This window comes from Streptomyces sp. NPDC053076 (genome assembly GCF_044546845.1).
Lineage (GTDB): Bacteria > Actinomycetota > Actinomycetes > Streptomycetales > Streptomycetaceae > Streptomyces.
In genome coordinates this window covers 19,450-41,722 of sequence record NZ_JBITZL010000013.1, presented here as the reverse complement: position 1 = coordinate 41,722, position 22,273 = coordinate 19,450, and the positions used below count along the sequence as shown (strand labels likewise).

The following is a 22,273-nucleotide window of genomic DNA, read 5'->3' as shown; positions in this document are numbered from 1 at the left end:
TGTGAACCGTAACAGGCCCATAGGGGCCTAATTCACTAGCCACTTCTAACTATAGAAAGGCGGCAAAGGGTCACAAAGGTTGCAAATCAGCATTAGATCTTCCCTGCTTCGTCACTATGTGAAGAGAAATTTCCACATTCGGACGATCGTCTTCAGGCCTTGAGACGTCGATTCCCCTTGAGCGCTCGACCTCCTGCAGTGCACTGAACTCGCGTTTGACTCAACAAATCGAGTCCAGCACGTCCACCAAAGGCAGCAGCGCAGGGCGATCGCCGCGACTCGCGCCAGGACTTCCCCGCGCCGAATGTCCGCATGCGCACCATCCGGCGTGCCGCCCGGCTGCTGCAGGGACATCCCCTTACCGTGCTTCCGTGACGATGCTGGCCAGCCTCCTCGACTACGTCAGCGTCGTCCCCAGCCCGACCCCCTCGGTTCCCCCGCTCTCGCCCCAAACCAGCGGATCGAGTAGTCCACTCTGGGCGTATCTGATCGTAGGCCTCCTCGGCGGCCTCCTCGGCGGCACAGGAGTGTTCGCCGCGTCCTGGCGTTCCACGAAAGCGCTCCGCGACAACACCAGAGAAACCCTGGGGCACGAACGGACCCGGCTGCTCAACGAACGCTTCGACACTGCAGCTCGACTCCTCGGCCACGGCGAAGCAGCCTGCCGCCTCGCCGGCGTTCACGCCATGGCCGGACTCGCCGACGACTGGGCCGAGCGCCGGCAAACCTGCATCGACGTGCTCTGCGCCTACCTCCGCATGCCCTACCCGCCCCACCCCGACGAGGACGCACCACTCACAGAGCACCTGACCTGGCAGGCCAACCGCGAAATCCGCCACACCGTCATCCGCACGATCCGCGACCATCTCCTGCCCACCACCCCACCGGACACGTCCTGGAGCGGATGCGACCTCGACTTCACCGGCACCGTGTTCGATGGCGGCGACTTCAGCGATGCCAGGTTCTCCGGCCGGGTGACGTTCAACAATGCCGAGTTCGCCGACGGCATCGTGTCCTTCCACGGGGCCGAGTTCTGCGGCGGCACCGTGTCCTTCGCCTACGCCAAGTTCTCCGGCGCCATCGTGTCCTTCGCCAGCGCCAGGTTCGGTGGCGGCACTGTGTCTTTCGACCGTGCCGAGTTTTCCCGCCGCACCGTGTCCTTCACCCGCGCCAAGTTCTCCGGCGCCACCGTGTCCTTCTTCGAGGCCGGGTTCGGTGGCGGCACCGTGTCCTTCACCCGCGCCAAGTTCTCCGGCGCCACCGTGTCCTTCTTCGAGGCCGGGTTCGGTGGCGGCACCGTGTCCTACATCCACGCCGAGTTCTCCGGCGGCACAGTGGACTTCACCAACACCCTGTTCGGTAGCGGTGCCGTGTCTTTCACTCAGGCCAAGTTCCTTGGCGGCACCGTGGTCTTCACCGACGTCGTTTTCTCCAGCGCCGCTGTGGACTTCCGCAAGGCAGGTTTCACAGGAGGTGTCGTCGACCTTCTGAACTCGCACTGGTTAACGCCGCCTGTCTTCGACGACGACGTTCTCGCAGATCACCCACCAGGGTTGCTCCTGCCGGACCGGCCGCCTGAATCAGCATCGTGACAATGCCGGGAGTAGTGATCCCGCGCTTTGGCTCACTGAGGCGCCCGCTGATGAGGTCCCAGGCGGCGACGATGGCGTTACAGGCGTCAGCCTCTGTGCCGCGACCTGCGTCGAGTCGGCCTCAACGGCGTCGCCAGCCGTCGGCATGGACACGGCTGCGGCAGTGTGCTGGTCATCTTGGAGCAAGTTCTGGCAGTTGGCCGTCCAGGAGAGCTCGGTCCGCGCGCATGGGGGCGCTGAGCAGAAGCCGAGCACTGCGACCGGTTTAGTTCAGAGAAGGCAAGTAAGGCAAGTGGCCCTGATCAGTCCGTGCCTTACAGATATCCGTGGGTTCGTCAGGCACGTACGGCACGTCAGCGCCGGGCGTGCTTGGCGCCGTAGGTCAGGAACTGGGTGAACCGTTGCCGGAGCGGAGCTGCCGGACGGCACTGTGGTGCCGGCCGAGGACGGCTCGCTCCAGCGGTACGAGACGATGTGCACGGTGATGCGCAAGGATCTGGAGTGACGCTGGATTTCACAGCGTCGTCGCCGATGCGACGGCCGACCCAGCCGTCGTCGGGTCCGTCCGCATAGCCACCCGTCGCTCCCACCACGACGACGTTTTCGTCATCCCCGCCAAAGACGCGACGAGCGAGCTGGCCGCGCTCGACGGCTACTGCTCTGCGCGGCTCGACCTGATCGTCACCGCCCTCCGCCAGCCCACCGACAATCGGGCAAAGCGACTCAGAACGTCCTCCCAGTCTGACGCCCTGCCAAGGGTCAGTCGAGGCTTCTGTCTGGTCGGGTGTAGAAGGACTCGACGCCCCGCCAGGGCGAGGGGCCGCCCAGTGATCGGTCCAGGCGCCGTTGGGATGGGGCAAGGGAACAGCGGGCCGCATTGACGAAGCTCAGGTGAGCCTCGCCCAGCGCGGTATGAATCGGCCGCAGTTCTTCGAGGTCGGTCGGCTGACGACCATGGAAGAGGATGGTGAAGTCCTCCAGGATCTCGCAGACCCGCTCGGCTGCTGCGCTGGTCGCCGGGTCGGCAACGAGGCTGACCGAGTGCTGGGCGGCCACGAACGGCACCCAGTCGACGGCGGGCCTGCGCTCGTCGAGGAATGCCTCGCGCAGCTCCGCCTCCACGGCCCCGAACGCCTGCAGGAACTTCTCGTAGGCGGCGGTCTGCGTCCCCTGCAGCCATTGCTGGTGCTGGCCGCGGCGCCCGACGACACCGCCGGCGATGACGCCTACGACCGTTGCGGTGACACCACCTGCGGTGGATATCAGCAGATCCCATGAGACGGTCAAGCCAGGTCTCCTCACGATGGATGAGCGGGGCGCCCACGGGTAGCCCCGCGCTGAACGAAGCCAACGGAATGAACGTCAATTCTTGCCCCGTGGGGATCACTTCGGGCTGGTGCGGGCACGCCCGGTACGGCTGCGCTGTCGTGGGCCGCAGCAGTCACGCGAACGACGGCCACCGGTCGGCGGCCCACTCCCGCCAGCCCACCCAGCCGGGCGGCGGGCCGGTGATTCCGTGGCCCTCCAGCTCCGCCACGTCGGGCTCCTCAAAATGCGCCCGTCCGTGCAGGATGTCGGCCTCGGACATCGGCAACGTCTCCGCTGGGGTGGTCGCCCAGCGATGGGCGATACGGGCGCGCTGGGTCACATCGTCCACCGGCAGGTAGACCATGCGGAAGCACGCCCCCTCGGCCTCCACCAACCAGCGAATCGCAGACCGTTCGTTCCGTGACCAGCAGCCATAGTCCACGACGACGTTGGTGCCCAGTCTGACTACCTCTAAGGCGAGCCAGAGCATGCGCCCCTCCAGCACGTCGCGCTCGCCGTCCGCCTCCGCCTCGCCGAACAGGGGAATCATCCAGTCGTCGGGCGTCAGACGCAGCGCGCGGTGCTCCGCGGCGAGCTGCCGAGCCCGCGTGGTCTTTCCGGCTCCTGGCAGGCCGACCATCAGGAACAACGTGGTCACACCCAGATCGTGGCAGGGAAGCCAATCAGACGACCACCGCTTTATCTGGCCGCCCGATCATGGGCTGAGCCACAGCCGGATGGAGGGCACGATGACAGTGCCATGGAAAACGTAGGCGGCATACGACACAGTCGCATTGGAGGCTCGACTACGTGCCTTACATCCCTGACAACTCTAGATGCCCACTGACCTGCTCGGATAGCCCAAGAACCCCAGATAACGACCTTGGTCGTCGCCTGCATCGAGGTCTAACCCATCCAGACCTTCCCCTGATACACCCCGCAGGTCACAAGGCGCGTCTGGTCTGCGCGAGCCGGATGCCGCAGAGTCCGTTCCCTGACGCAGCGCAGCATTGCACGCCTGCTGGACACGGCTGCTGCTCGTGCACAGCTCCAGCGGCAGCACCAGCGCTCCGGCGGGCGTCTCTTCGCAGTCGCCCACATCCACGCTGTGGTCCCGGCCGGGACCACAGCCGTCAGTCTTCGCCAGCACCCAGCCGGACGGCCGCCAGGGCTCAGCGCCTCCGGGACGGGCGAGGGGAATGACAGGACAAAGGGGTTCGGGACCGGTTCGACTGGTGGTACAGGTCGAGCCTTCTCGCCAGCATGCGGGGGAGCAGCTCCCAGTTGTGCTCGACTGCGGCCGCGGCGAGGTGGGGGCCTCTGTCGGTGGTGGTGAGGAAGTTGCTGATCCGGGTGTGTGGTGCACCAGCGAGCACATGATCTCTAGAGCTTGCTGGACGCAAGCGACGCGCAGCAAGCCCTGGCTGCTGGTGATGACGGTGCGGCAGGCGGAGCAGAGCGGAGACGACCCTGCGCCCACTGGGTTGGCAGCGAATTCGGTCGCTTCAGTCGCTCGGGTCGCTTCGGCGGCGACCTGTGAGTGACCAGCGACTGAAGCACGGTGCCCCTGAAAATTTTCAGTCGCTGGTAGAAACGTGCAGGTCAAGGGCCTGCTGGGAGGGCAGGTAGCGACTGAAGCGACCGAAGTTCTACATATCGGCTGTGCAGTTCACGCGTGTGCGTGTCATATATAGGCGTCTTGAGTCGCTTCAGTCGCTGGGCGGCCCTGTATTCACCTCTTGACCTGCAACTTTCTGGAAGCGACTGAGGCTGGCGGACAGCGAGCTGAGTCGCTTGGGCCAGTCGCTCGGTCGCTGGTCAGCGTGGATGACCGGCACGCCGGGACGCGAACCTGGTCCACTCGAACGGACGTCTTCGCTAGGCTGTCTCCGTCGTTGAGTCGCTTCAGTCGCTATTGGGAGATCGAATGCCTGCTGACCTGCGGGTTTCTGTCAGCGACTCAAGACCCAGCGTCCCCGCTGCCGCCCAGCCCGGTCCGCTGGTACTCGCCCGTTGGTGCGCCAGTCACGGCTGGCCGGTTCACCCGCTCGCCCCGGGAAAGAAGATTCCCGCCGCCAACTGCCCCGCCTGCCGTGAGCCCGGACACGACCGCCGGACTTGCTCCTGCCGGACAGCAGGCCGCTGGTGCCACGGGTTTCACGCAGCCACCCTGGACAGCACCCGCATTCAGGAATGGTGGGGCTCCAGGCCACAGATGGGCGTGGGCGTGGCCTGCGGACCGGCGAACCTCGTAGTCATCGACATCGATGCCCACCCCGCAACGCCGCCAGACCGGAGCCGGCTCCTGCCCGGCATCGACATCGCCGAGGACATCGATGTATCCGCGATGACCACAGGCTTCCACACCCTGGCGGTACTCGCCGCCCTCCGCGGCCAGCCCAGCCCTGCCGACGACACCACCACCCTGCGGGTCCGAACCCCATCGGGAGGCCTGCACGTCTGGTACCGCCAGACCGACTCGCGCCGCTGGCAGTGCTCCTCCGGTTCCAGCACCACGCGCGCCCTCGCCTGGCAGGTCGATGTCCGGGCCGACGGCGGCTACATCATCGCGCCCGGAACCACCACCGACGCCGGCACCTACACCCCGCTCGGCACCGTACGGACCCCCGCGCCGCTGCCGGCCTGGCTCGCCCAGGAACTCCAGCGCACCCACCATCTGCCCGCTGCCCATGTGCCCGCCCCGCGGCCTGTACCCGGCCGCGCGCGCCAGGCCGTCCTCGCGGCTCGCGGCAAGGGCAACCCTGTCGTCGCCGTACTCACCACGGCCCTTGCCGAGATTGCTAACTGCGCTCATGCCGCCGAGGGCACCGGGTTCTCCGAAAAGCTCAACCGTGCCGCCTACACCCTTGGCGGGCTCGTGGCTGGGGGGCACCTCACGGCTACGGACGCGGAGAACGCCCTCATGGAGACTGCCCGCCTGGTCCGCCCCGGGCAGGAATCCCGTGCCCAGGCGATCATCCGCAGCGGCATGACCGCCGGGGCACGCCGTCCCCTTCACCCCGGGAGCCGCCCGTGACCAGCCCCGCAGGCGGCGAGCCAAACATGCTCTTCGACTTCGATCCCCGGGCCCTGGCCGAGCGGATCATGGCCAAGGCCACCCCCGTCCTGCCGCCCCAACACGGCACACCGTCCGCGCAGACGCTGGCGACGGCCACCTCCGGCGCGACCGCCCATGGCCTGAGGCCCGACTCCCTCACCGACCGGGGCAACGCCAAGCTCTTCGTCAAGCTGTACCAGGCCGACTTCCGCCACGTCCCGGGCCTTGGCTGGTACCGGTGGGACACCACCCGCTGGCAGGTCGACGAGGACGACTCCGTCCTGTGGGCTGCCGGCGAGATCGGCGAACACCTCGCCACCACCGACCCCACCGGCGAGCACCCGGTCGAGGCGCTCAAGAAGCACCGCCGCCGCGCCCTGAGCACTGCCGGCATCAACGCAATGCTCGCCCAGGCGAAATCCGCGCCCGGCATGGTCCTCAAGGCCGAATACCTCGACGCAGACCCTTACGCCCTGTGCACCCCGGCCGGGATCGTCGACCTGCACACCGGCCTTGTGCGCACCCCGGACCCCAACAAGGACTTCCACTCCCGCTCGACCACCGTCGGCCCGGCCGCGATGCCGATCCCCAGGTTCCAGCGCTTCCTCGCCGACACCTTCGGCGACGATGCCGAAGGCACCCAAATGATCAGCTTCCTGCAACTGCTACTGGGATACTCCATCACCGGCGACGTCGGCGGCCAGGTCATGCCCTTCCTCTTCGGCGCCGGCAAGAACGGCAAGTCCGTCCTCCTGGACGTCTCGATGAAACTCCTGGGCGACTACGCCGACGCCGCCCCGCCAGGTTTCCTCATGGCCCGCCTCTACGAAGGCCACCCCACCGACCTCGCCGAACTCCACGGCCGGCGCGTCGTCGTCTGCTCCGAGGTCAAGCCCGGCGACAAGTTCGACGAAGCCCGCGTCAAGCACCTCACCGGCGGCGACCGCATCAAGGCCCGCCGCATGCGACAGGACTTCTTCTCCTTCAACCCCACCCACAAACTGTGGCTCCTGGGCAACCACCGCCCCGAAGTCGGCACCGGCGGCTTCGCCTTCTGGCGCCGCATGCGCCTGATCCCTTTCGAGCGCACCGTCGCCGACGACCGCCGCATCGACAACCTCGCCGACATCCTCGTCGCCGAAGAAGGCCCCGGCATCCTCAACTGGCTCATCGACGGCGCCCGCCGCTACCTCGGCGGGGAGAAGGACCTCACCGGCCCCGACAAGGTCCGCATCGCCACCAACGCCTACGCCGAGACCGAGGACCACACCGGCCGCTTCTTCGACGAGGCATGCCTCATCAGCCCCGACTGCCGCACCGAGCAGAAGACCCTCTACGACGCCTACCGCGGCTGGTGCCAGAGCGAGGGCTGCATCCCGATGAGCAACCGCACCTTCGCCGCCCGCGCCCGCGAACTGCTCGGGCTCGCCTCCCCGAAAGAGATGATCTTGTCGAATTCGAGGAAGTACTACCCTGGCATCGGACTGCTGGCGAACGAGGAGACGGCATGAGTTCCCTGATCAGCGAGAACGATCTCAAGCACGAGAGCGCACTCGTCTGGCTCGAGGACATCACCCGCCTCGACTACGTACGCCAAAGCCTCGACCGCCTCCCCACCCGCACAGGCAAGCCTGCCTACCACCGCGACGGCCGCATGGTCGGCTACGCCACCCTTGCCAGCGACGCCAAAGCCTCCCGCGCCTCCGGCACCTTCCGCCGCCGCGTCTTCTGGCTCCTCCCACACGACCGCGACACCGAACCCGATGGCCTGTACGCCAGCTCCGCTCCGGCCGAGGCCATCGACCCCGCGACCCTGCAACCGCGCACCAAAGGCCGGAAAACTGAGCGCTCCGAAGGCGGCCCCCCGTCCAGCGCGATGCGAGCCCTCGGGATAACCCTCCCCCTCTGACCCGCCCGACTCCAGTGACCGAAGCGACTCAAGCGACCGAACCTCCGACACCATCCCGCCTTCTGGCTGCGTGCCGTCTGCAATGGCGCGGGACGGCACCGCCACATAGCCGCCCGTCGCCAGCACCACACCCGGCCGGACTGGCGGGGTCTGCGGCGCCGAGCAGCCCCCCAGTGTCCAGGACCTGCCCTGGCCGGGACCTCGGCGCAGTTGTCGACGTGGATTGCGGCGAACACCGCGGCGCTGGAGCGGTGGCGTTCCCGGCTGACTGCGCCGGACAAACCGGGAGTGGGCAGTCGGTGAGCGGCTGGACGTGCTGGCCCGCACCGGGGACCTGCCGCACTTCCGGCAGAGCAATGACCGATCATTGACCACGCCCGTCGAGCCGGCCTTCGGCTTCACGAGCAATGCAGCGTTGCTAACCCAGCTGTTCCCCACGCTGGATGAGGCCGGGCCCGCGGCCGTTCTGCTGATCGCCCGGTCGACACCGACAAGGCTCGGCGCGGCCGGCGCTCGTACGCGAGCAACACCCTCGTCAAAGCAGGTCTAGGCCCACATCTGAGTCTCAGCTGCTCCCGCACCTCATGTACGTCACGTCAATGAGGTGCGGTTTCCAGGACGCCTTCATTGACATCGCGGCACATACCACCGACCACACCGACGGCTTCGCCGCTCCGGCACGGTTCCCACTGCGGGTGGCGCCCCAGCCTGGACGGCCATACCCCAAAGCCCCGGGCTAAAGGCGCGTCCCAGCCGCTGCCGGCGCTGCTGACAGGGACCGGCCACAGCACAACATCGATCCCGATTTGATGGCGGCAGGCATCCGGCACTCAGGTCAGCAGCTGCGTGGGTGCGCGGTGTTGTCCGGGAGGAGACCGGGACCCGTTGAGCAGTCCCCAGCAGTGCTGCTGACCGGCAGCATGGAGATGCTCGCGCCAGGACAACCTGCGCGGGACTCACGCCGTACTCTCGACGAGGTCCACCACCGCCTGCTCACCGAGACCACTCCCTGGGCCAGCGGGCTCCTCGCCTCCGTGGTAATGCCGTGCCGCTCATGGAAGGTCCTGCTCCGGGATGCAGCCCAATCCGGTTGGTCACCGTCGCGATGCCGGGCTGTACAGCATGGCCCGATGGGTTGCGCATGCCGTCCCGCGGCCTCAGCCGAGCCCCGACCTTGCCGTCCGATCCGCGGCGGATCCGCATGCGAATAGCCGGTAGGCTGCGGCGGTGCGCACGGTCGAGCTCCTGTTGGATGAGGCGGCAGAGCTAGCGGTTCGGGAGACCTGGCGGCGGCTGATGGAGGCGGGGCTGCCCAGTCAGGCGCGGCACCGCTCGCCGACCAACAGCCCGCACCTCACTCTGGCCGCCTGTCCGGAGCTGACCGCCCCGATCCGCTGGGAACTCGCCGAGGTGGCTACCGCCCTGCCACTGTCGACGCGGTTCAGAGGCGTGATCCGCTTCGAGCGGCCCACTTCGGTACTGGCCTGGGCGCTGGACCTTGACTCCGCCCTGGCCGACTTGCACCGACGGGTGTGGGAGGCGGTGGCCTCGGACAGCCCGCCCGCGACCCTGAACCCCTTGCATGAACCCGGGCGCTGGATTCCACACATCACCCTCGGGCGGACCCGGCGGGCTGGTGCCTTCGCCGACCGGAGGGTCAGCGAGCTGCTGCCGACGCCCCCGCTGTCGGCCCGGCTCGTCAGCCTGCGCAGCTACGACACCGAGACCGGTGCTCTGGAGATGCTAGAGCCCCGTCCCTGAACAATGCATCGGCCTTCGGCTGCTGGCCCGAACCCGACGATGATCCGGAGCTGGATCGACGCCGATTGGGACGGACCCCACCTGCGCGGCGGATACTGGAGGCATCGCCGGCGGTCGGCGCTGCCGTAGGCGATGCTCGAGGCCAGCCCATAGCCGGTTTCCCACATGTCGAGCGCGATCTCTTGTGCCGCCCGGAGCGGGACACCATCAGCCGCTCGATGATGCCGAGGGCATGGCAGTCCGGTTCCCTCTGCCCCCCGCCAGCGCCGAGCACAGCCCTGCCGTACCTCCAGGCATCGCCGTCGAGCGTGTGGCTTTGTTCACGAGTTTCGACGGCACTTGTTCAGCAGTTCGGGAGGCACCCCAGCGGTGTCGTGTTCGACGTTCACGAGAATGGACAGCACCGAGCCTTGGCCCCGTGATCGCTGAGGTATGGGCTCCCGGTAGCGTCACCGGGACAGCCGCATCGAAGGGGAGCATCCACTCGTGGACCTGGGCATCATTGGGCAGGCAGCCGGACTGTTCGCCGTCACCAACATCGACGACATCCTGATCCTGGCGCTGTTCTTCGCCCAGGGCGCCGGCCATCGGGGCTCCACCCGCCGGATCGTGCTGGGCCAATACCTGGGCTTCGCCGCGATCCTCGCCGTGGCGGTGGCCGCCGCCTTCGGCGCCACCTTCCTGCCCGAGTCCGCCATCCCCTACCTCGGCCTGCTGCCGCTCGCCCTGGGCCTCAAGGCTGCCTGGCAGGCATGGAGGGACCACCGCGATGGGGACGGGGACGAGGAGGCGGAACAGACCAGGGCGGGTGGGCCGAGCCCGCTGGAGGTCGCCGCAGTCACCTTCGCCAACGGCGGCGACAACATCGGCGTCTATGTGCCCGTCTTCGCCACCGCCGGCATCGGCGGCATGACGGTGTACGCCGCGGTGTTCCTCGTGCTGGTGGCCGTGTGGTGCTTCGCGGGCAAGTTCTTCGCCACCCGACCCGTCATCGCCAAGGCCCTTGCCCGATGGGGCCACGTCCTGCTGCCCCTGGTCCTGATCGCCATCGGCCTGCTCATCCTCATCGAGGGCGGCGCCTTCGGCCTGTAGCACCTAGCGGCACATCACCGGCGCAGTTCGAATTCCTCACGGGACCAAGCGCCTCCCGAACCGGTGAACAAGTGCTGTCCCTTCTCGTGTACAGAGCCAAACGTGCGGCCGCGTACCCGGGTGACCCTCGCGCGCCCGCACAGGACGCCCACACATTCGCGTCGGCACGACCGCGGCGCGGCTACAGGTCGACCGGGTCCAGCAGATGGGGGCCGTTGTTGCGGACGTTGTTGACGGCCGGGGACACCGGGCGCGCATCCAGGTGCCCGCTGGCGGGCTGGCCGAGCAGAGCGTGCAGTTCCTCGGTGTCTTGGTTCGCGGGGTCGAGCCAGGCCGCGTAGTGGTCCTCGGTGAGTGCCAAAGGCATGCGCGGGTGTACGCGGCCGGCTGCGTCGGTGGCCTCGGAGGTGATGATGGTGCAGGTCATCAGCCAGGCGGACGGGTCGTCGTCTGGGGCGACGGCAGGGTTGCGCCAATACTCGTACAGTCCGGCGAGCGCCATCACCTGATCATCTTCGGGGTGGATGAAGTACGGCTGCTTGCGTGCCTTGCCGGTGGCCGGGTCCTTGCCCGGCTGCCACTCATAGAAGCCGTCAGCCGGAAGCAAGCAGCGCCGTTTGACGAACGCCCGGCGGAAGGCCGGCTTCTCGTGCACGGTCTCCACCCGAGCATTGATCATCCGCGCGCCGATCTTTAGTTCCTTCGCCCAGGACGGCACCAGACCCCAGCGCAACGGCCGCAGCTCCCTAACGGGCGCCGTGCCACTCCCATCTCCGTGCGGGGCGCGCTCCAGTACGGCCCAGACATCGTCGGTCGGAGCAACGTTCCAGCTCGGTGCGAGCGCCTCGGTGGCAGGCCACTTCTCGACGTGGAAAAGAGGCGCCAGGTCTTGCGGGCGCCGGGAGGCAACGTATCGACCGCACATGCGGCCACCTTCTCATCGCCCGGCCGCGCGGCGAAGCCTCCGAGGGGGCCGACGCGCGTGGTGACCGTTGTCATCATCCAGATCATCGCTGCGGTCTGCGGTCTGCGGTCTGCGGTCGACCGAAGCGGCGCCCTGCCTTTGCGCGCCAGCTCAACCACACTGGGTCGGCTGCCGCCCCCTGGAGATCGCCAGCGTCCTCAGGCCCCCCGGCCCCCGGGCACCGAAGGCCAGGACGATTCTCACAAGCGAGGACCGCGAGGGCCTGCCGACAGAGTGTCGGGAGCCGGAGCGACCCGCCCCGCCGGTTGCTCAGGCGCCGCAGGGGGTGTCGTTGTTGCGCAGGCTGTGGGTGGTGTCGTTGAGCTGGTAGGAGCGCAGGTCGCCGATGGTGCCGCCCTCGCGTCCGATGCAGACATGCCGGCCGAAGTAGTTGTCCTTCTGGTAGACCCGGGCGGTGCGGCTGCTGTTGTTGATGATGGAACTGCCCTTGCCGCGGATGTAGTCCGGCAGGTGCCGCACCGATCCGTCGACGGCGCGTTTGACGTAGGGCTGGCCGTTGAAGTTGATGTCGGGGTAGATGCAGACGAACCCACGCGGGCACGCAATCTGGTCCCGGGCCACGGCGGGCGCGCTCGCCGAGATTGAGGCGTGGGCGGGGGTGACGCCGGCCAGTGATGCGGCCAGGACGGTCGGGATGGCGGCGGCGAGCAGCGCAGTCTTGCCGGTGCGGGGCCGGCGTGTACGCAGAAGTCTCATGGCATCCGACTGTCCTGGCGGAACGGTTCGTCATTCCGCTTCCCGCCGACGTTCATTCAGACGAGTGAGTCGACGCTGGCCAGCTCTTGACCAGCTCGTCGTCCGGGACACGCATCGCTGTAATCGGTGGACAGGCCTGTTACTCACTTTCGGGTGAGTGCTCGCCCCGGGGTGGGATGGCGTGTGCTGGCGGCTTGTTACCTCGGGCCGGTGTTCTCAAGGCTCGGATACTCGACGGGCCGTCAACTTGGTGTATCTGCGGCATAAATGGTCGATGCAGACGACAGTCAGGGAAATCTGCTGAAACAGTAACGGGCTTCGCGTTTCCCTCACAACGGTGCAGGTGCGGGTTGCACGGTGTGGGTGTGCGGCCGGCCGGCTGCACATCAGCACGACGCACCAGCCTGGGCCGGGGAATTTTGTCCGTGGGCCCGGCCGGGTGTGAGCACCTGAAGGGGGACCCTCGTGTCCGTTTCTTCTTCCGTCCGTCGCGTGACCGCCGCGGCTGCCGTGGCCGCCGCTGTCGTCGGCATCGCGGTGCTGCCGGCGTCCGCGGCCGGCCACCACCCGGGCCGCTATCACCACTCGGCGGTGTACATCAGCGACGTGCAGTACAACTCCCCGGGCCGCGACGACCGCTCCAACCGCTCCCTGAACAAGGAGTGGGTGGAGATCAGCAACGACTCCCGGCGGTCGGTGAACCTGGACGGCTGGACCCTCTCGGACGAGGACGGCCACACCTACACCTTCCACCACTACCGCCTGGACGGCCGCACCACCGTCCGCGTCCACACCGGCATCGGCCGTGACATCCGCACGGACCTGTACCAGGACCGCCGCCACTACGTCTGGGACAACCGCTCCGACACCGCGACCCTGCGCAACGACCACGGCCGGTTCGTCGACGACGCCTCCTGGGGTTACCACCGCCACGGCGGTGACGACCGGCGTCACGGCGGCGACCGCCGCGGCTGACCCCCACTCGGCCGGCGGGTAGGTGACGCCGGCCGGTGACCCGGCGTCCCGAGGGTGGGCTGCCCCGAGGTGGGGCAGCCCACCCTGTCATGTACCGGGCCTCAACGATGGGTAGTGCCGGGACCGGATCTGCTGCCTGCCGAGACGGAGGGCCGGGCGTAAGCGGAGATACGCGGCCTGCGTGTTGCAGAGGTGATCCACGACCCGCTACCGGCGACCCCGAGCGCTGCACCGGACGGGGCGGCGCCTGCGAGCCGGGTCAAAGTTGTTGGCGCATGTCGAGGTAGCAGCGCAGCCGGACTCCGGGCTGGCCGGGTTCCCGGCTGGTGCGTTCCACCGCGGTCGTCGCCCACATCGAGGCCAGCGCCGAGTGGAAGGCGAAGGCGGTCTGGTCGTCGGCGGCTGCGATGTCCACAACGACCAGACCGGGCTCCGAGACGTGCACCTCGTGAAGGTCCATGAACGCCACCACGCCTGCGCAGCGACCGTAGGTTCGCCGCAGCCCGGGAGTTCACCCGACTGCAGGACAGCACCGCGCCGGTCCGGGGCAGCGGGCTGGTCATCCGACTTTCCGTCCGATCGGGTTGAGCCGGTGCCGGTTCCCGGGCAGGTCTGACGTGCGGGCCGCTACGGAGATCACGCACTGTCCGTGTTCTTCCGAGAGGACCCCCGCCCGTGCGCATCTCCTGTACCGCCGCCGCGGCCGCCGTACTCGCCGCCCTCCTCATCCCCGCGACCGCTCCCGCCGCTCCCGCCGCTCCCGCCGCGGCGCCCGGCGACAGCGTCACGCTGCCCGTGCGCGACGCCCTCGCCCAGCTCTTGGTGAACGACGAGGATCGCACCGGCTATGAGCGCACCAAGTTCAAGCACTGGGTGGACGCCGACCGGGACGGCTGCAACACCCGCGCCGAGATCCTCAAGGCCGAGGCCGTCGTCGCGCCCGAGCAGGGCCCGCGCTGCAAGCTGAGCGGCGGCCGGTGGTACTCGACCTACGACGACCGCTACATCAACGGGCCCGGCGGCCTGGACATCGACCACCTGGTCCCGCTCGCCGAGGCCTGGGACTCCGGCGCCTCCGCCTGGACCGCAAAGGAACGCGAGGCCTACGCCAACGACCTCGGCGACGACCGCGCGCTGATCGCGGTGTCCGCGGCCTCGAACCGGTCGAAGGCCGACCAGGATCCGACGACCTGGCTGCCGCCGGCCGCCGGGTACCGCTGCCAGTACGTCACCGACTGGGTAGCCGACAAACTGCGCTGGAGTCTGAGCATCGACACCGACGAACGCGCCGCCCTCACCACTGCATTCGACCAGTGCCCCAACGTGCCCATCACTGTCATCTCAGCCCGCTGACCCGAGAACGAGGGGATCACACGGCGCCTTTCGGGTGTGATCGTCCAATGCGGTGGGTTGTCCCGATGAGCCAGCCGGCACAAGACAGGCGCCCGGGGTTCTCCGGGCGCCTGCCGTTGAACCGCTCCTGCTACGCCACGCTCAGGGCCTGCTCGGCCCATTCCAGGCCGAGGGCGGCCAGCACCTGGAGCTGGGCCGCTGCTCAGCTTGGCCCGCCGGGTCTTGGTGCTGGCAAGGACCACACCCAGTTTCACGGCGTGCTCCTGGCCGTCGATCGTGATCGTTTCTACGTGGGAGCGGCTGACGGGCCCTACCGTGCCGGTGCGGCATGGGACTGGGTCAGGGCCGCGCATCCGCGCTTGCCTGTGCGGCGGCGCAACAAGCGTGCACGACACGCGTGCACGCGAAGAACGGTCACACCTCTTGCAATGGCGCCCGACCGCCCCTGTCTCCGTCCTGTTCTCCGGTCTCCACACGCTCGGTCGACACCGGCACCGGGTACACGGAGTAGATCCGCTGCCACAGCCGTACGAGCCGCCGCCGCTTGGCCTCGCTCTGTGTCGTGAGGATCTGGGCCCGCAACTCGTCCTGCTGGTCGGCCAGGCGGCCATAGATCTGGCTCAACTCACTCGTCATGGGCTGCGGTTGCGCGTTATCGGCGAAGGTTGACTGACCTGTTCTTGAGACGGAAGTCGTCAGCCCGGCGACCCCGGTCGCTGTTGCGCGAGCCGGTGAGTAGCCCAGGCGGCGCTACCGGTGAATCTGGTCGGGGACGAGGGTGATGGCCATCCACGGCACGGCCGGTTCACGGAAGCTATGCCTGACAGGCTCGAGGCCGCTCTGCTCAGTGAGGCTGAAGGTGTCGCGGCGCTCGGGCGCCAAGAAGGTGGTGAAGAGGCCCGCCACCACGGCGGCCGCCGACGGGCGGTTCGAGAACGGCCTGTGGCAGTGGTTCGACGTCGACAGCGACGGGCAAGTGCTGGCGTACGGCGTCGGCGGCCTGGATCTGGAGGTGGCCGTCAAGAGCGTCCCGGGGCAGGCCCTGCTGCACCGCAACGACCGCGACGCCGACCCGATCCTCGTCCTCACCGCGTCCGCACAGGAGCCCTATGGCCTGGCCGCCGCCTGCCGCAGGAGGAGCAGCCTGCGGGACGGCTGGCGGCTGGCCACAAGGTGGTCAAGCAGATAGAGAAGGCCGGACTCCCGTTGCTCCTGATCATGCCGGGCACGTCGGCGGCTGGAATTCCGTGCACTCGGACGCCGGCACCGCCATGACCGTACAGAAAGTGTCCGCGTGCGCTGCTGACGGCCAGCTGCCGGTGAAGGCTGCCTTGTTCGGCTGGCTAGAGACCCAACCGTACTGCGGCTCTGATGAGGTGGGCGCGGGTAGGAGCACCCAGCTTCGTTCGCAATCTGAGCAGGTAGGTCTCGACAGTGCTGGGGCTGATCCCCAACCGGCGCGATGTCTGCTGGCTGGTGTGTCCCGAGGCTATGTGACGAAGAACCTCCAGTTCACGCGGGGACAAGCCAGCGTTGCCGGCCGGCGTTTCCGTGCGGCCGTGGGGAGAGACGACTGTCGCCATATCTTCCTCCGTTAACAGGTGATCTAGTCGGCACCGGCCGTGTGCCGGCACCAGTCGATCTGTTGACTGGTCGAGTGAGGCCCGTGGTCTTGAGGGGGGACAGTCCCTACTTCACACCGCGTAAACAGCTCTGCTTAACCGCACGCAGCGCAGTGATGACAATCCCTCAACGGCAATAAGGCGTCGGTGCTCTCATGCCTGGCGAATGGGGTCTACTGCTGATTATCTTCAATTTCTCAGCAGATTCGGGTTGATGGAATAGCTCTACGGTGGACGGATCATGCAATGGCATAAGCCGTCCGTGTCGACGGGGGCCACGCTGGGGCCAGTCGTCAGTCCGGTGCGCCGGCAGGGCTGCTGGCTTCTCGTCATCGACCGCCGGAGGAAGAGAGCCATGAGGAACCAGTCGGGGCCCGGTAATCCTTCCGGGCCCGGTTCAGCGGGGCTAGCGGCCACGTGCCTCGCCTCATATATACGTGAGATTGTGCAGCGTCAAGTCGTGAAGTTTGACGACTACTTCGTCTCCTGCGGCTGGCGCAGGATCTTCTCAGGCCCGAACGGCGGGCCACGAGAGGAGATCGAAAAATGGCTGAGAACATCACCCCCGCGAACACCGACCTCGGCGCGGAGGTTCAGCTGGAGACGGCGAACACCTCCTTCACCTACGGGGAGCCGCGCGCCGTCTCCCTCGACCTGGGCGAGGAGGTCGAGCTGGAGACGGCCGAGACCTCCTTCACCTACGGCGAGCCGCGCGTCTGACCGGTCGGCATCGGGGGCCGTGATCGTCGGCCACTGAAGCGACCGCCGCGAGCGAGTCTCCGGGCTGTCGTGCGGGTGAGGACAACTACGGTTGTCCGCCCTGGGCGGTTCCGGAGATCTGGACAGGCAGCCGCATCGGGGCGGGACCTCAGGGTCCCGCCCCCAGCTCTTCGCATGCTGCGACGCACCGGAGAGAAGGCGAATCACGCAGGAGGAGCAGTGAAGGCAATACCCGCTGAACTTGCCGAGCAGGTGTGCTCGGTCGGCATAGACATGACCGCGACCGTGCGACTCGCGGCGATATTTCACCGCAGCCTCGCCCGCCGTGCGGCGAACAAGCTCGGTGAGGCTCAGCGGCCTGAGGTGGAGGACCTCGTCCGTCACACCCGGCGGCTCTCGCCCGCTACCGTGCACTCCCTGTACAAGAACCTCGGCGACGCTGACCTGGCTGAGACCAGACATCAGCTGGAGAAGGCTGGCTCGCCGGCTCCGACCACGGTCTACACCGGCGCACACGATTGCCTGTGGCTCCGAGACGGGCTGCGGGAAGTGCTGCGCTCCCTTGACTGGGGCGAGGAAAACGTAGGGACGGTGGTCACCGTACTGCCGCCCGAGGTACGACGCTCGCTCGAACTCGCTCGTCTGGCCCTGCGTTCGGCCTGGCCGGAGGCGTGGAGCGAGCACAACACGCTCGTGGAGTATCTGGTCTTCGTGCAAGGCCCTGTTCGCTCGGCGACGCTGCAGAGCACCTTCGGCGCTATCTACGCCGAGCTGCAGGAGGCCGGCGACCCGCTGCGGATGTACGAGCTGCTCCTGCACGAAACGGCACACCACACACTCGCGCTTCGCGAGCAGTTCACGCGCTTCATCGACAACCCGGACGCCGTCGGCACCCATGCGCTGCGCCCCGACCCGCGACCGCTACGCGGTGTCCTGCACGCCGCATTCGTCATGTGCCGCATCGCCGAAGGGCTTCGCCGCTATCAGCACAGCCATCTGGCTGGCGGCCCGCTGGATGGCTGTCCCGTAAGGGAACGGCGCGCCTTTGCCCTGCAGTCGTTGCAGGCAGCGCTGGCGCTGCTGGACGAGTCCGCTCAGTGGACCGAGGACGGCCTGGTTCTGAAGGCCGCTCTGGAAGCCTGTGCACGGCGTGAGGCCGCGGATCTGGAGGTACGGTCATGAGCACCGCAACGGCAACAGGCCACCGCTTCGGTGTCAGTGGACGCTCCAGCGCGGAGCGCACGGTCGTCCTGGGCCAGCCCGGACAGCGTTGGCAGTTCAGCACTCAGTGGGAAATGCTTGAGCTGGCCGACGGTTCGCTGTTCTTCGACAGCACCTATGCCGATCACCGGGCGATCTCCGCGCCTTCCGATGCGCTGCGTCGGATCCTGCAGATGATCGAGGAGAGCAAGCCGACGCTTGAAGCCGTCGCCGAGCACCTCACCGGCCATGTCGACACCGCAACGGTCGAGCGCATCGAACGGCTTCTGTTGCCTCTTGCCAAGGCCGGCATCCTTGTGCCGCTGCGCGAGGACCAGCGCCCTGACTGGGCGGACGACGCCCTGACGGAGCGGTTCTCCACACAGATCGAGTGGCTCGGCACGCTCTCCACCACACCGTACGGACACTGGGACTACTTCGCGCGCCTGCGGAATGCTTCGGTGGCCGTCATCGGCCTGGGCGGTGCTGGCAGCCTGCTGTCCCTCGCCCTGGCCGCGGCGGGCATCGGCCGACTCACCCTGGTGGACGGCGACACCGTGGAGGTCTCCAACCTCACGCGCCAAGTCCTCTACCACCCCGGTCAGGCCGGCCTCGGCAAGGCGGACTGCTTGGCCGAACAGCTTGAGCGGTTCTCCCCGTACACCCAGTACCGGGTCATACCGCAGTACGTCAGCGAGCCCGAAGACGTCCGGACGTCGATCGAGGGTGCTGACTTCGTAGCCGTCTGCGCGGACGCACCGCGCTTCGCACTGAACCGGTGGATCGACACTGCCTGCAAGGAGAGCGGGGTGCCCTATCTCGGTGCCTTCGCCGGCTCGGTCGGTCCGATGTACCGGCCAGGGTCACCCGGGTGCTTCAGCTGCTTCGAACACAGACTGCGCGAGGAGCTGGGCGAGCGCCACGACATGGTCGTCGATGCGCTGGCCGCGAAGCAGTCCTGGCGGTATCCGGCCTTCGTCTCCGGGCCGCTGACTGTCGCACACCTCATGACGACGGAAATCGTGCTCCACCTGACGGGTGCCGCTATCCCGTCTTCGGCCGGCGGCATTCTGCGCTACCAGCACCCGAACACCGTGGTGGAGCCGTTCCCGGGGCATCACGCCTGCGAGTGCTCGTCCGCTACGGACACCGCACGCGCGCTCTCCTGAGACCCCTTCCCTGGACATCCGGTGCCCGGTGGCACGGTACCGCGTCTGGACGGCTCCGCGCCCAGAGGCGGCACTGTGCCACCGGCGCACGCAAACAGAGCGAGGTCACCTTTGAAGACTGCCCTGGTGAAGTACAAGAACATCGCGCATCTGCCTAATGCGCGGCGGCTGCTGGCCGCCGACGCCATCTCCAAGGCCGGCGACTGGGTCCTCTTCGTCGCGATGAGCGCGCTCGTCTTCCAGGCAGGAGGAGCCCGGGCACTGGCGCTGTTCAGCCTGGCCCGGGTGCTGATCCCTGCCCTGCTGGGACCCTGGGCAGGCAGCTGGGGCATGGTTCTCGCGCCGCGCACCCTCATGATCAGCGTCGATGTCGGCCGCTGCGTGCTGCTCATGCTGGCGGCGGCCGCCGCGCACACGCACCAGTCAGTGTGGCTGCTGGAGGCCCTCGTCGTGGGATGCGCGGTCCTGACCGCCTTCCATTCCCCAGCCGAGCGCCGCTTCCAGCGCGACGCCATCGAAGCGGAGCAGCGCGCCGACTTCAACGCCGTGATCGGCGCGACGGCCACCGCCGTCATGATCGCGGCCCCGGCAGCGGGAGCCTTGATGGCGACGACGGTCGGTAATGTCGGTTCCCTGGTCGTCGATGCCGTCAGCTTCATCGTTTCGGCGCTCATCGTCGCTGGCGTCCGCCCTGCCACTCCCGCCGTGACACCTGCGGGGGCACAAGAGCAGGCGCAACCCCAGTCGGCCGTCGGCCGCCGCGAGGGAACCCTCACGACGGTCGTGCGGGTGCTCAAGGAGCAGCCGGTGGTCACCGCCTGCGTCATCACCCAGGCTGCAGCATGTACGGTCGCCGGCGCCTCCTTGGTGCTCCTGCCCCCGCTCAGCAGCCGACTCCACGCCGGCGACGGCGCGATCGGCTGGCTGACCACCGCGATCGGAATCGGTTCCCTGCTCGGAGTTCTGGCTGGCGGTACGATCGCCCGGCAGGGCCGCTTGCTGATGTGCGTGACGAGCGTGGTCACGATGGGCGTGATCCTCGGTCTGCTTGGCTCCAGTCCGAGCCTGCCCCTCGCCCTGGGGTGCGCAGCCCTGGTGGGTGTGGCCGCCAACCTGCCGGAGCCCATGTACTGGACCTCCTACGCCGAGCGAGTCAAGGAGTCCGACTCCGGACCGGTGTACGGGCTGGTTGAGTCGGCCATCACCGGCGGTTTCTCCCTGGGCGGCACGATCCTGGGCGCGGCCATTGCCGCGGTCGGTACCCCGACGGCTGCCTGGGCCATGGGCATCGCGGCCAGCCTGGTCGCCGCCACGGCGTTCGCACCCGCCTTGCGGCGTCACCGAGCGCAGGCGGCGGTGTCGTCCTCTGTGTCGGGCGAGAACTGCGCCGGAGTCACACCGTGACCGCAACGACGACCGCAAGTCGTGTCCCCGGCCCTTCAGGCGCCGGGGACACGGCCCCGGCAACACCAGGTGATCACGGCTGCGTGACCGTGCGCAGCTACCGGCTCACCGCCGCGGCGGGTACCCGCTCTGGTGGGGGGTTGCGCCTCGATACAGGCCGCGGCCATGCCGAGGAGACCACCGCCGCGTTGCTGCTCGATGCCTGCGCCGGTCCGCAGCAGAGCGCAGTTCGCTACGCCGCCGTCCATGGCAGCGGGTCCCGCGCCGTCCGTGACGCCGCGCGTCTGGCCGCCGAACGGCTCGGACGCCCTTGGCCCGGCCCTGCCGTCATACCCCCGTCCGGCAGCGCGCTGGTCACCCAGCCCCACCCCGAGCGACGGCCGGCCGAGCTGGTGGAGACACTCCTCAAGCACCTGTCCTTCGACGGCCTCGAGGTTGCTGCCCAGGCTCACGTCACCACCGAGAGCCGGTTCCTGATGCCCGCAGGACAGGCACCTCTGCGCGAGACCGTGCACACCGGAGCGGCCGTCGTCGACGTCCTGAAGGCAGGTTCCGTGGTGGCCGATATGGACGTCGCCTGGAGCGGCGACATCCTGCCCGATATCGACCAGTTGGGCGTACGCGTCGAACAGGCGTTGATACGGGCCGGAGCCCCGCGGCGCGCGGTACCCGCCCGCGTGCAGATGCTGCTGGTCGACGGCAGCGCAGGCGCGTTCCTGCATGAGGTGTGCGGCCATCTGCTGGAGAGCTCGCGTCAGCGGCCTTCCCTGCTAGCTCGGCACCGAAGTCAGCAGGTGGCCCACCATCAGCTCAGTGTTGACGACAACCCGCGTCACGGCGCCGGCTTCGGTTCGCACCATTACACCCTGATGGGGACAAGCACGCGTCGCCGCTCACTCCTCACCGCGGGGCTGCTCACGGGGCTGCTGGAGGACCGCCTCGACGGCCCATGGCGTGCAGAGGACGCCCGGCACATGCCCCAGCCCCGGATGAGTCACCTGGAACTGTCGCCCGCCCCCTGTCCTGACGCTTTGGACCGTGCGCTGGGCGCTACCCGTGCACCGGTCGTCCGTGTCCACCGACTCGGTGTGGGTTCCTTGGATCACCGCGACGGCACAGTCGTCCTGGAGGTCAAGGACGCCACCTGCATGGAGAACTCCGGCCTTCACCGTCTGCCACCATTCCGGGTCACTGCGGAGGCGCGCGAGATCCTGCTCGCGGTCCAGGCTGTGGGCAGCGAAGACACCATGGCGACATGGTCGGCCTACTGCCTGGCCACATCGGGCCGGCTGCCTGTCGGCGCGAGCACACCCACGGTACTCACCGGACCGTTGACAACTCTGGCGCACCCTTCCCATGCCAGGCTCTGACCGGCGCACCCGAATGCTCGCCTCCTCAAGCAGAGGCTGCGCTGGAAGACTCAGCCGCT

21 protein-coding genes are annotated in these 22,273 nt (G+C 68.1%); 14 read left to right on the top strand and 7 right to left on the bottom strand.

What is annotated here, in order from left to right; translation table 11 throughout:
• Positions 1 to 377: 377 nt before the first annotated feature.
• Entirely contained in the window at positions 378 to 1,592 is a 1,215-nt protein-coding gene (locus ACIGYR_RS35600) for a pentapeptide repeat-containing protein (protein ID WP_399608797.1), read from the top strand.
• Between the two features lie 759 nt (positions 1,593 to 2,351).
• Here the strand turns inward: ACIGYR_RS35600 and ACIGYR_RS35595 are convergent.
• Positions 2,352 to 2,879 carry a hypothetical protein gene (locus ACIGYR_RS35595; RefSeq protein ID WP_333738840.1) on the bottom strand — a complete coding sequence of 176 codons (528 nt, stop codon included), beginning with the start codon at positions 2,877 to 2,879 and terminating at the stop codon, positions 2,352 to 2,354.
• Between the two features lie 154 nt (positions 2,880 to 3,033).
• Complete coding sequence (locus tag ACIGYR_RS35590) at positions 3,034 to 3,558, bottom strand: AAA family ATPase (protein WP_399608729.1); 525 nt, start codon at positions 3,556 to 3,558, stop codon at positions 3,034 to 3,036.
• Positions 3,559 to 4,827: 1,269 nt separating this feature from the next.
• Here ACIGYR_RS35590 and ACIGYR_RS35585 point away from each other — a divergent pair.
• From ACIGYR_RS35585 to ACIGYR_RS35565, 5 genes are all read left to right on the top strand, one after another.
• Positions 4,828 to 5,937 carry a bifunctional DNA primase/polymerase gene (locus ACIGYR_RS35585; RefSeq protein WP_399608731.1) on the top strand — a complete coding sequence of 370 codons (1,110 nt, stop codon included), beginning with the start codon at positions 4,828 to 4,830 and terminating at the stop codon, positions 5,935 to 5,937.
• A complete protein-coding gene (locus ACIGYR_RS35580; protein ID WP_399608734.1) occupies positions 5,934 to 7,469 on the top strand; it encodes a phage/plasmid primase, P4 family in 1,536 nt (511 codons plus the stop codon). Before ACIGYR_RS35585 ends, ACIGYR_RS35580 begins: the two co-directional genes overlap by 4 nt.
• Positions 7,466 to 7,867 carry a DUF6009 family protein gene (locus ACIGYR_RS35575; RefSeq protein WP_399608737.1) on the top strand — a complete coding sequence of 134 codons (402 nt, stop codon included), beginning with the start codon at positions 7,466 to 7,468 and terminating at the stop codon, positions 7,865 to 7,867. The genes ACIGYR_RS35580 and ACIGYR_RS35575 overlap by 4 nt, the downstream gene beginning before the upstream one ends.
• Before the next feature lie 1,227 nt (positions 7,868 to 9,094).
• Positions 9,095 to 9,628 carry a 2'-5' RNA ligase family protein gene (locus ACIGYR_RS35570; protein ID WP_399608741.1) on the top strand — a complete coding sequence of 178 codons (534 nt, stop codon included), beginning with the start codon at positions 9,095 to 9,097 and terminating at the stop codon, positions 9,626 to 9,628.
• Between the two features lie 486 nt (positions 9,629 to 10,114).
• Positions 10,115 to 10,720, top strand: a complete 606-nt coding sequence (locus ACIGYR_RS35565) for a cadmium resistance transporter (RefSeq protein ID WP_399608744.1) — start codon at positions 10,115 to 10,117, stop codon at positions 10,718 to 10,720.
• 181 nt (positions 10,721 to 10,901) lie between these two features.
• Here ACIGYR_RS35565 and ACIGYR_RS35560 read toward each other — a convergent pair whose 3' ends face one another.
• Together ACIGYR_RS35560 and ACIGYR_RS35555 are read right to left on the bottom strand one after the other, a co-directional pair.
• On the bottom strand, positions 10,902 to 11,645 hold the full coding sequence (locus tag ACIGYR_RS35560) for an SOS response-associated peptidase (protein ID WP_399608747.1): 744 nt from the start codon (positions 11,643 to 11,645) through the stop codon (positions 10,902 to 10,904).
• A gap of 309 nt (positions 11,646 to 11,954) precedes the next feature.
• On the bottom strand, positions 11,955 to 12,401 hold the full coding sequence (locus ACIGYR_RS35555) for a peptidase inhibitor family I36 protein (protein ID WP_399608749.1): 447 nt from the start codon (positions 12,399 to 12,401) through the stop codon (positions 11,955 to 11,957).
• Between the two features lie 492 nt (positions 12,402 to 12,893).
• On the opposite strand from ACIGYR_RS35555, the gene ACIGYR_RS35550 reads away from it, so the two are divergent.
• Positions 12,894 to 13,376, top strand: coding sequence for a lamin tail domain-containing protein (locus ACIGYR_RS35550; protein ID WP_399608752.1), 483 nt, complete (start codon positions 12,894 to 12,896; stop codon positions 13,374 to 13,376).
• Between the two features lie 259 nt (positions 13,377 to 13,635).
• On the opposite strand, the gene ACIGYR_RS35545 is transcribed toward ACIGYR_RS35550, so the two are convergent.
• On the bottom strand, positions 13,636 to 13,836 hold the full coding sequence (locus ACIGYR_RS35545; protein WP_399608755.1) for a DUF6207 family protein: 201 nt from the start codon (positions 13,834 to 13,836) through the stop codon (positions 13,636 to 13,638).
• A gap of 215 nt (positions 13,837 to 14,051) precedes the next feature.
• On the opposite strand from ACIGYR_RS35545, the gene ACIGYR_RS35540 reads away from it, so the two are divergent.
• On the top strand, positions 14,052 to 14,729 hold the full coding sequence (locus ACIGYR_RS35540; RefSeq protein WP_399608758.1) for an HNH endonuclease family protein: 678 nt from the start codon (positions 14,052 to 14,054) through the stop codon (positions 14,727 to 14,729).
• 414 nt (positions 14,730 to 15,143) lie between these two features.
• Here the strand turns inward: ACIGYR_RS35540 and ACIGYR_RS35535 are convergent, their stop codons facing one another.
• Positions 15,144 to 15,365, bottom strand: coding sequence for a hypothetical protein (locus ACIGYR_RS35535; protein WP_399608761.1), 222 nt, complete (start codon positions 15,363 to 15,365; stop codon positions 15,144 to 15,146).
• Between the two features lie 223 nt (positions 15,366 to 15,588).
• Between ACIGYR_RS35535 and ACIGYR_RS35530 the strand changes: the two genes are divergently transcribed.
• Complete coding sequence (locus ACIGYR_RS35530) at positions 15,589 to 15,918, top strand: hypothetical protein (RefSeq protein WP_399608763.1); 330 nt, start codon at positions 15,589 to 15,591, stop codon at positions 15,916 to 15,918.
• 154 nt (positions 15,919 to 16,072) lie between these two features.
• Here ACIGYR_RS35530 and ACIGYR_RS35525 read toward each other — a convergent pair whose 3' ends face one another.
• Positions 16,073 to 16,312, bottom strand: a complete 240-nt coding sequence (locus ACIGYR_RS35525) for a response regulator transcription factor (RefSeq protein ID WP_399608766.1) — start codon at positions 16,310 to 16,312, stop codon at positions 16,073 to 16,075.
• 585 nt (positions 16,313 to 16,897) lie between these two features.
• Here ACIGYR_RS35525 and ACIGYR_RS35520 point away from each other — a divergent pair.
• The 5 genes from ACIGYR_RS35520 to ACIGYR_RS35500 all read left to right on the top strand — a co-directional run bounded on the left by ACIGYR_RS35520 (position 16,898) and on the right by ACIGYR_RS35500 (position 22,214).
• Positions 16,898 to 17,071 carry a hypothetical protein gene (locus tag ACIGYR_RS35520; protein WP_399608767.1) on the top strand — a complete coding sequence of 58 codons (174 nt, stop codon included), beginning with the start codon at positions 16,898 to 16,900 and terminating at the stop codon, positions 17,069 to 17,071.
• 219 nt (positions 17,072 to 17,290) lie between these two features.
• Positions 17,291 to 18,253 (top strand): aKG-HExxH-type peptide beta-hydroxylase, encoded by a 963-nt coding sequence (locus ACIGYR_RS35515; protein ID WP_399608770.1) that lies wholly within the window; start codon positions 17,291 to 17,293, stop codon positions 18,251 to 18,253.
• Positions 18,250 to 19,440, top strand: coding sequence for a HesA/MoeB/ThiF family protein (locus tag ACIGYR_RS35510; protein WP_399608773.1), 1,191 nt, complete (start codon positions 18,250 to 18,252; stop codon positions 19,438 to 19,440). Before ACIGYR_RS35515 ends, ACIGYR_RS35510 begins: the two co-directional genes overlap by 4 nt.
• 126 nt (positions 19,441 to 19,566) lie before the next feature.
• Positions 19,567 to 20,844 (top strand): MFS transporter, encoded by a 1,278-nt coding sequence (locus ACIGYR_RS35505; RefSeq protein ID WP_399608776.1) that lies wholly within the window; start codon positions 19,567 to 19,569, stop codon positions 20,842 to 20,844.
• Positions 20,845 to 20,933: 89 nt separating this feature from the next.
• Entirely contained in the window at positions 20,934 to 22,214 is a 1,281-nt protein-coding gene (locus ACIGYR_RS35500) for a metallopeptidase TldD-related protein (RefSeq protein WP_400014399.1), read from the top strand.
• Positions 22,215 to 22,273 lie beyond the last annotated feature (59 nt).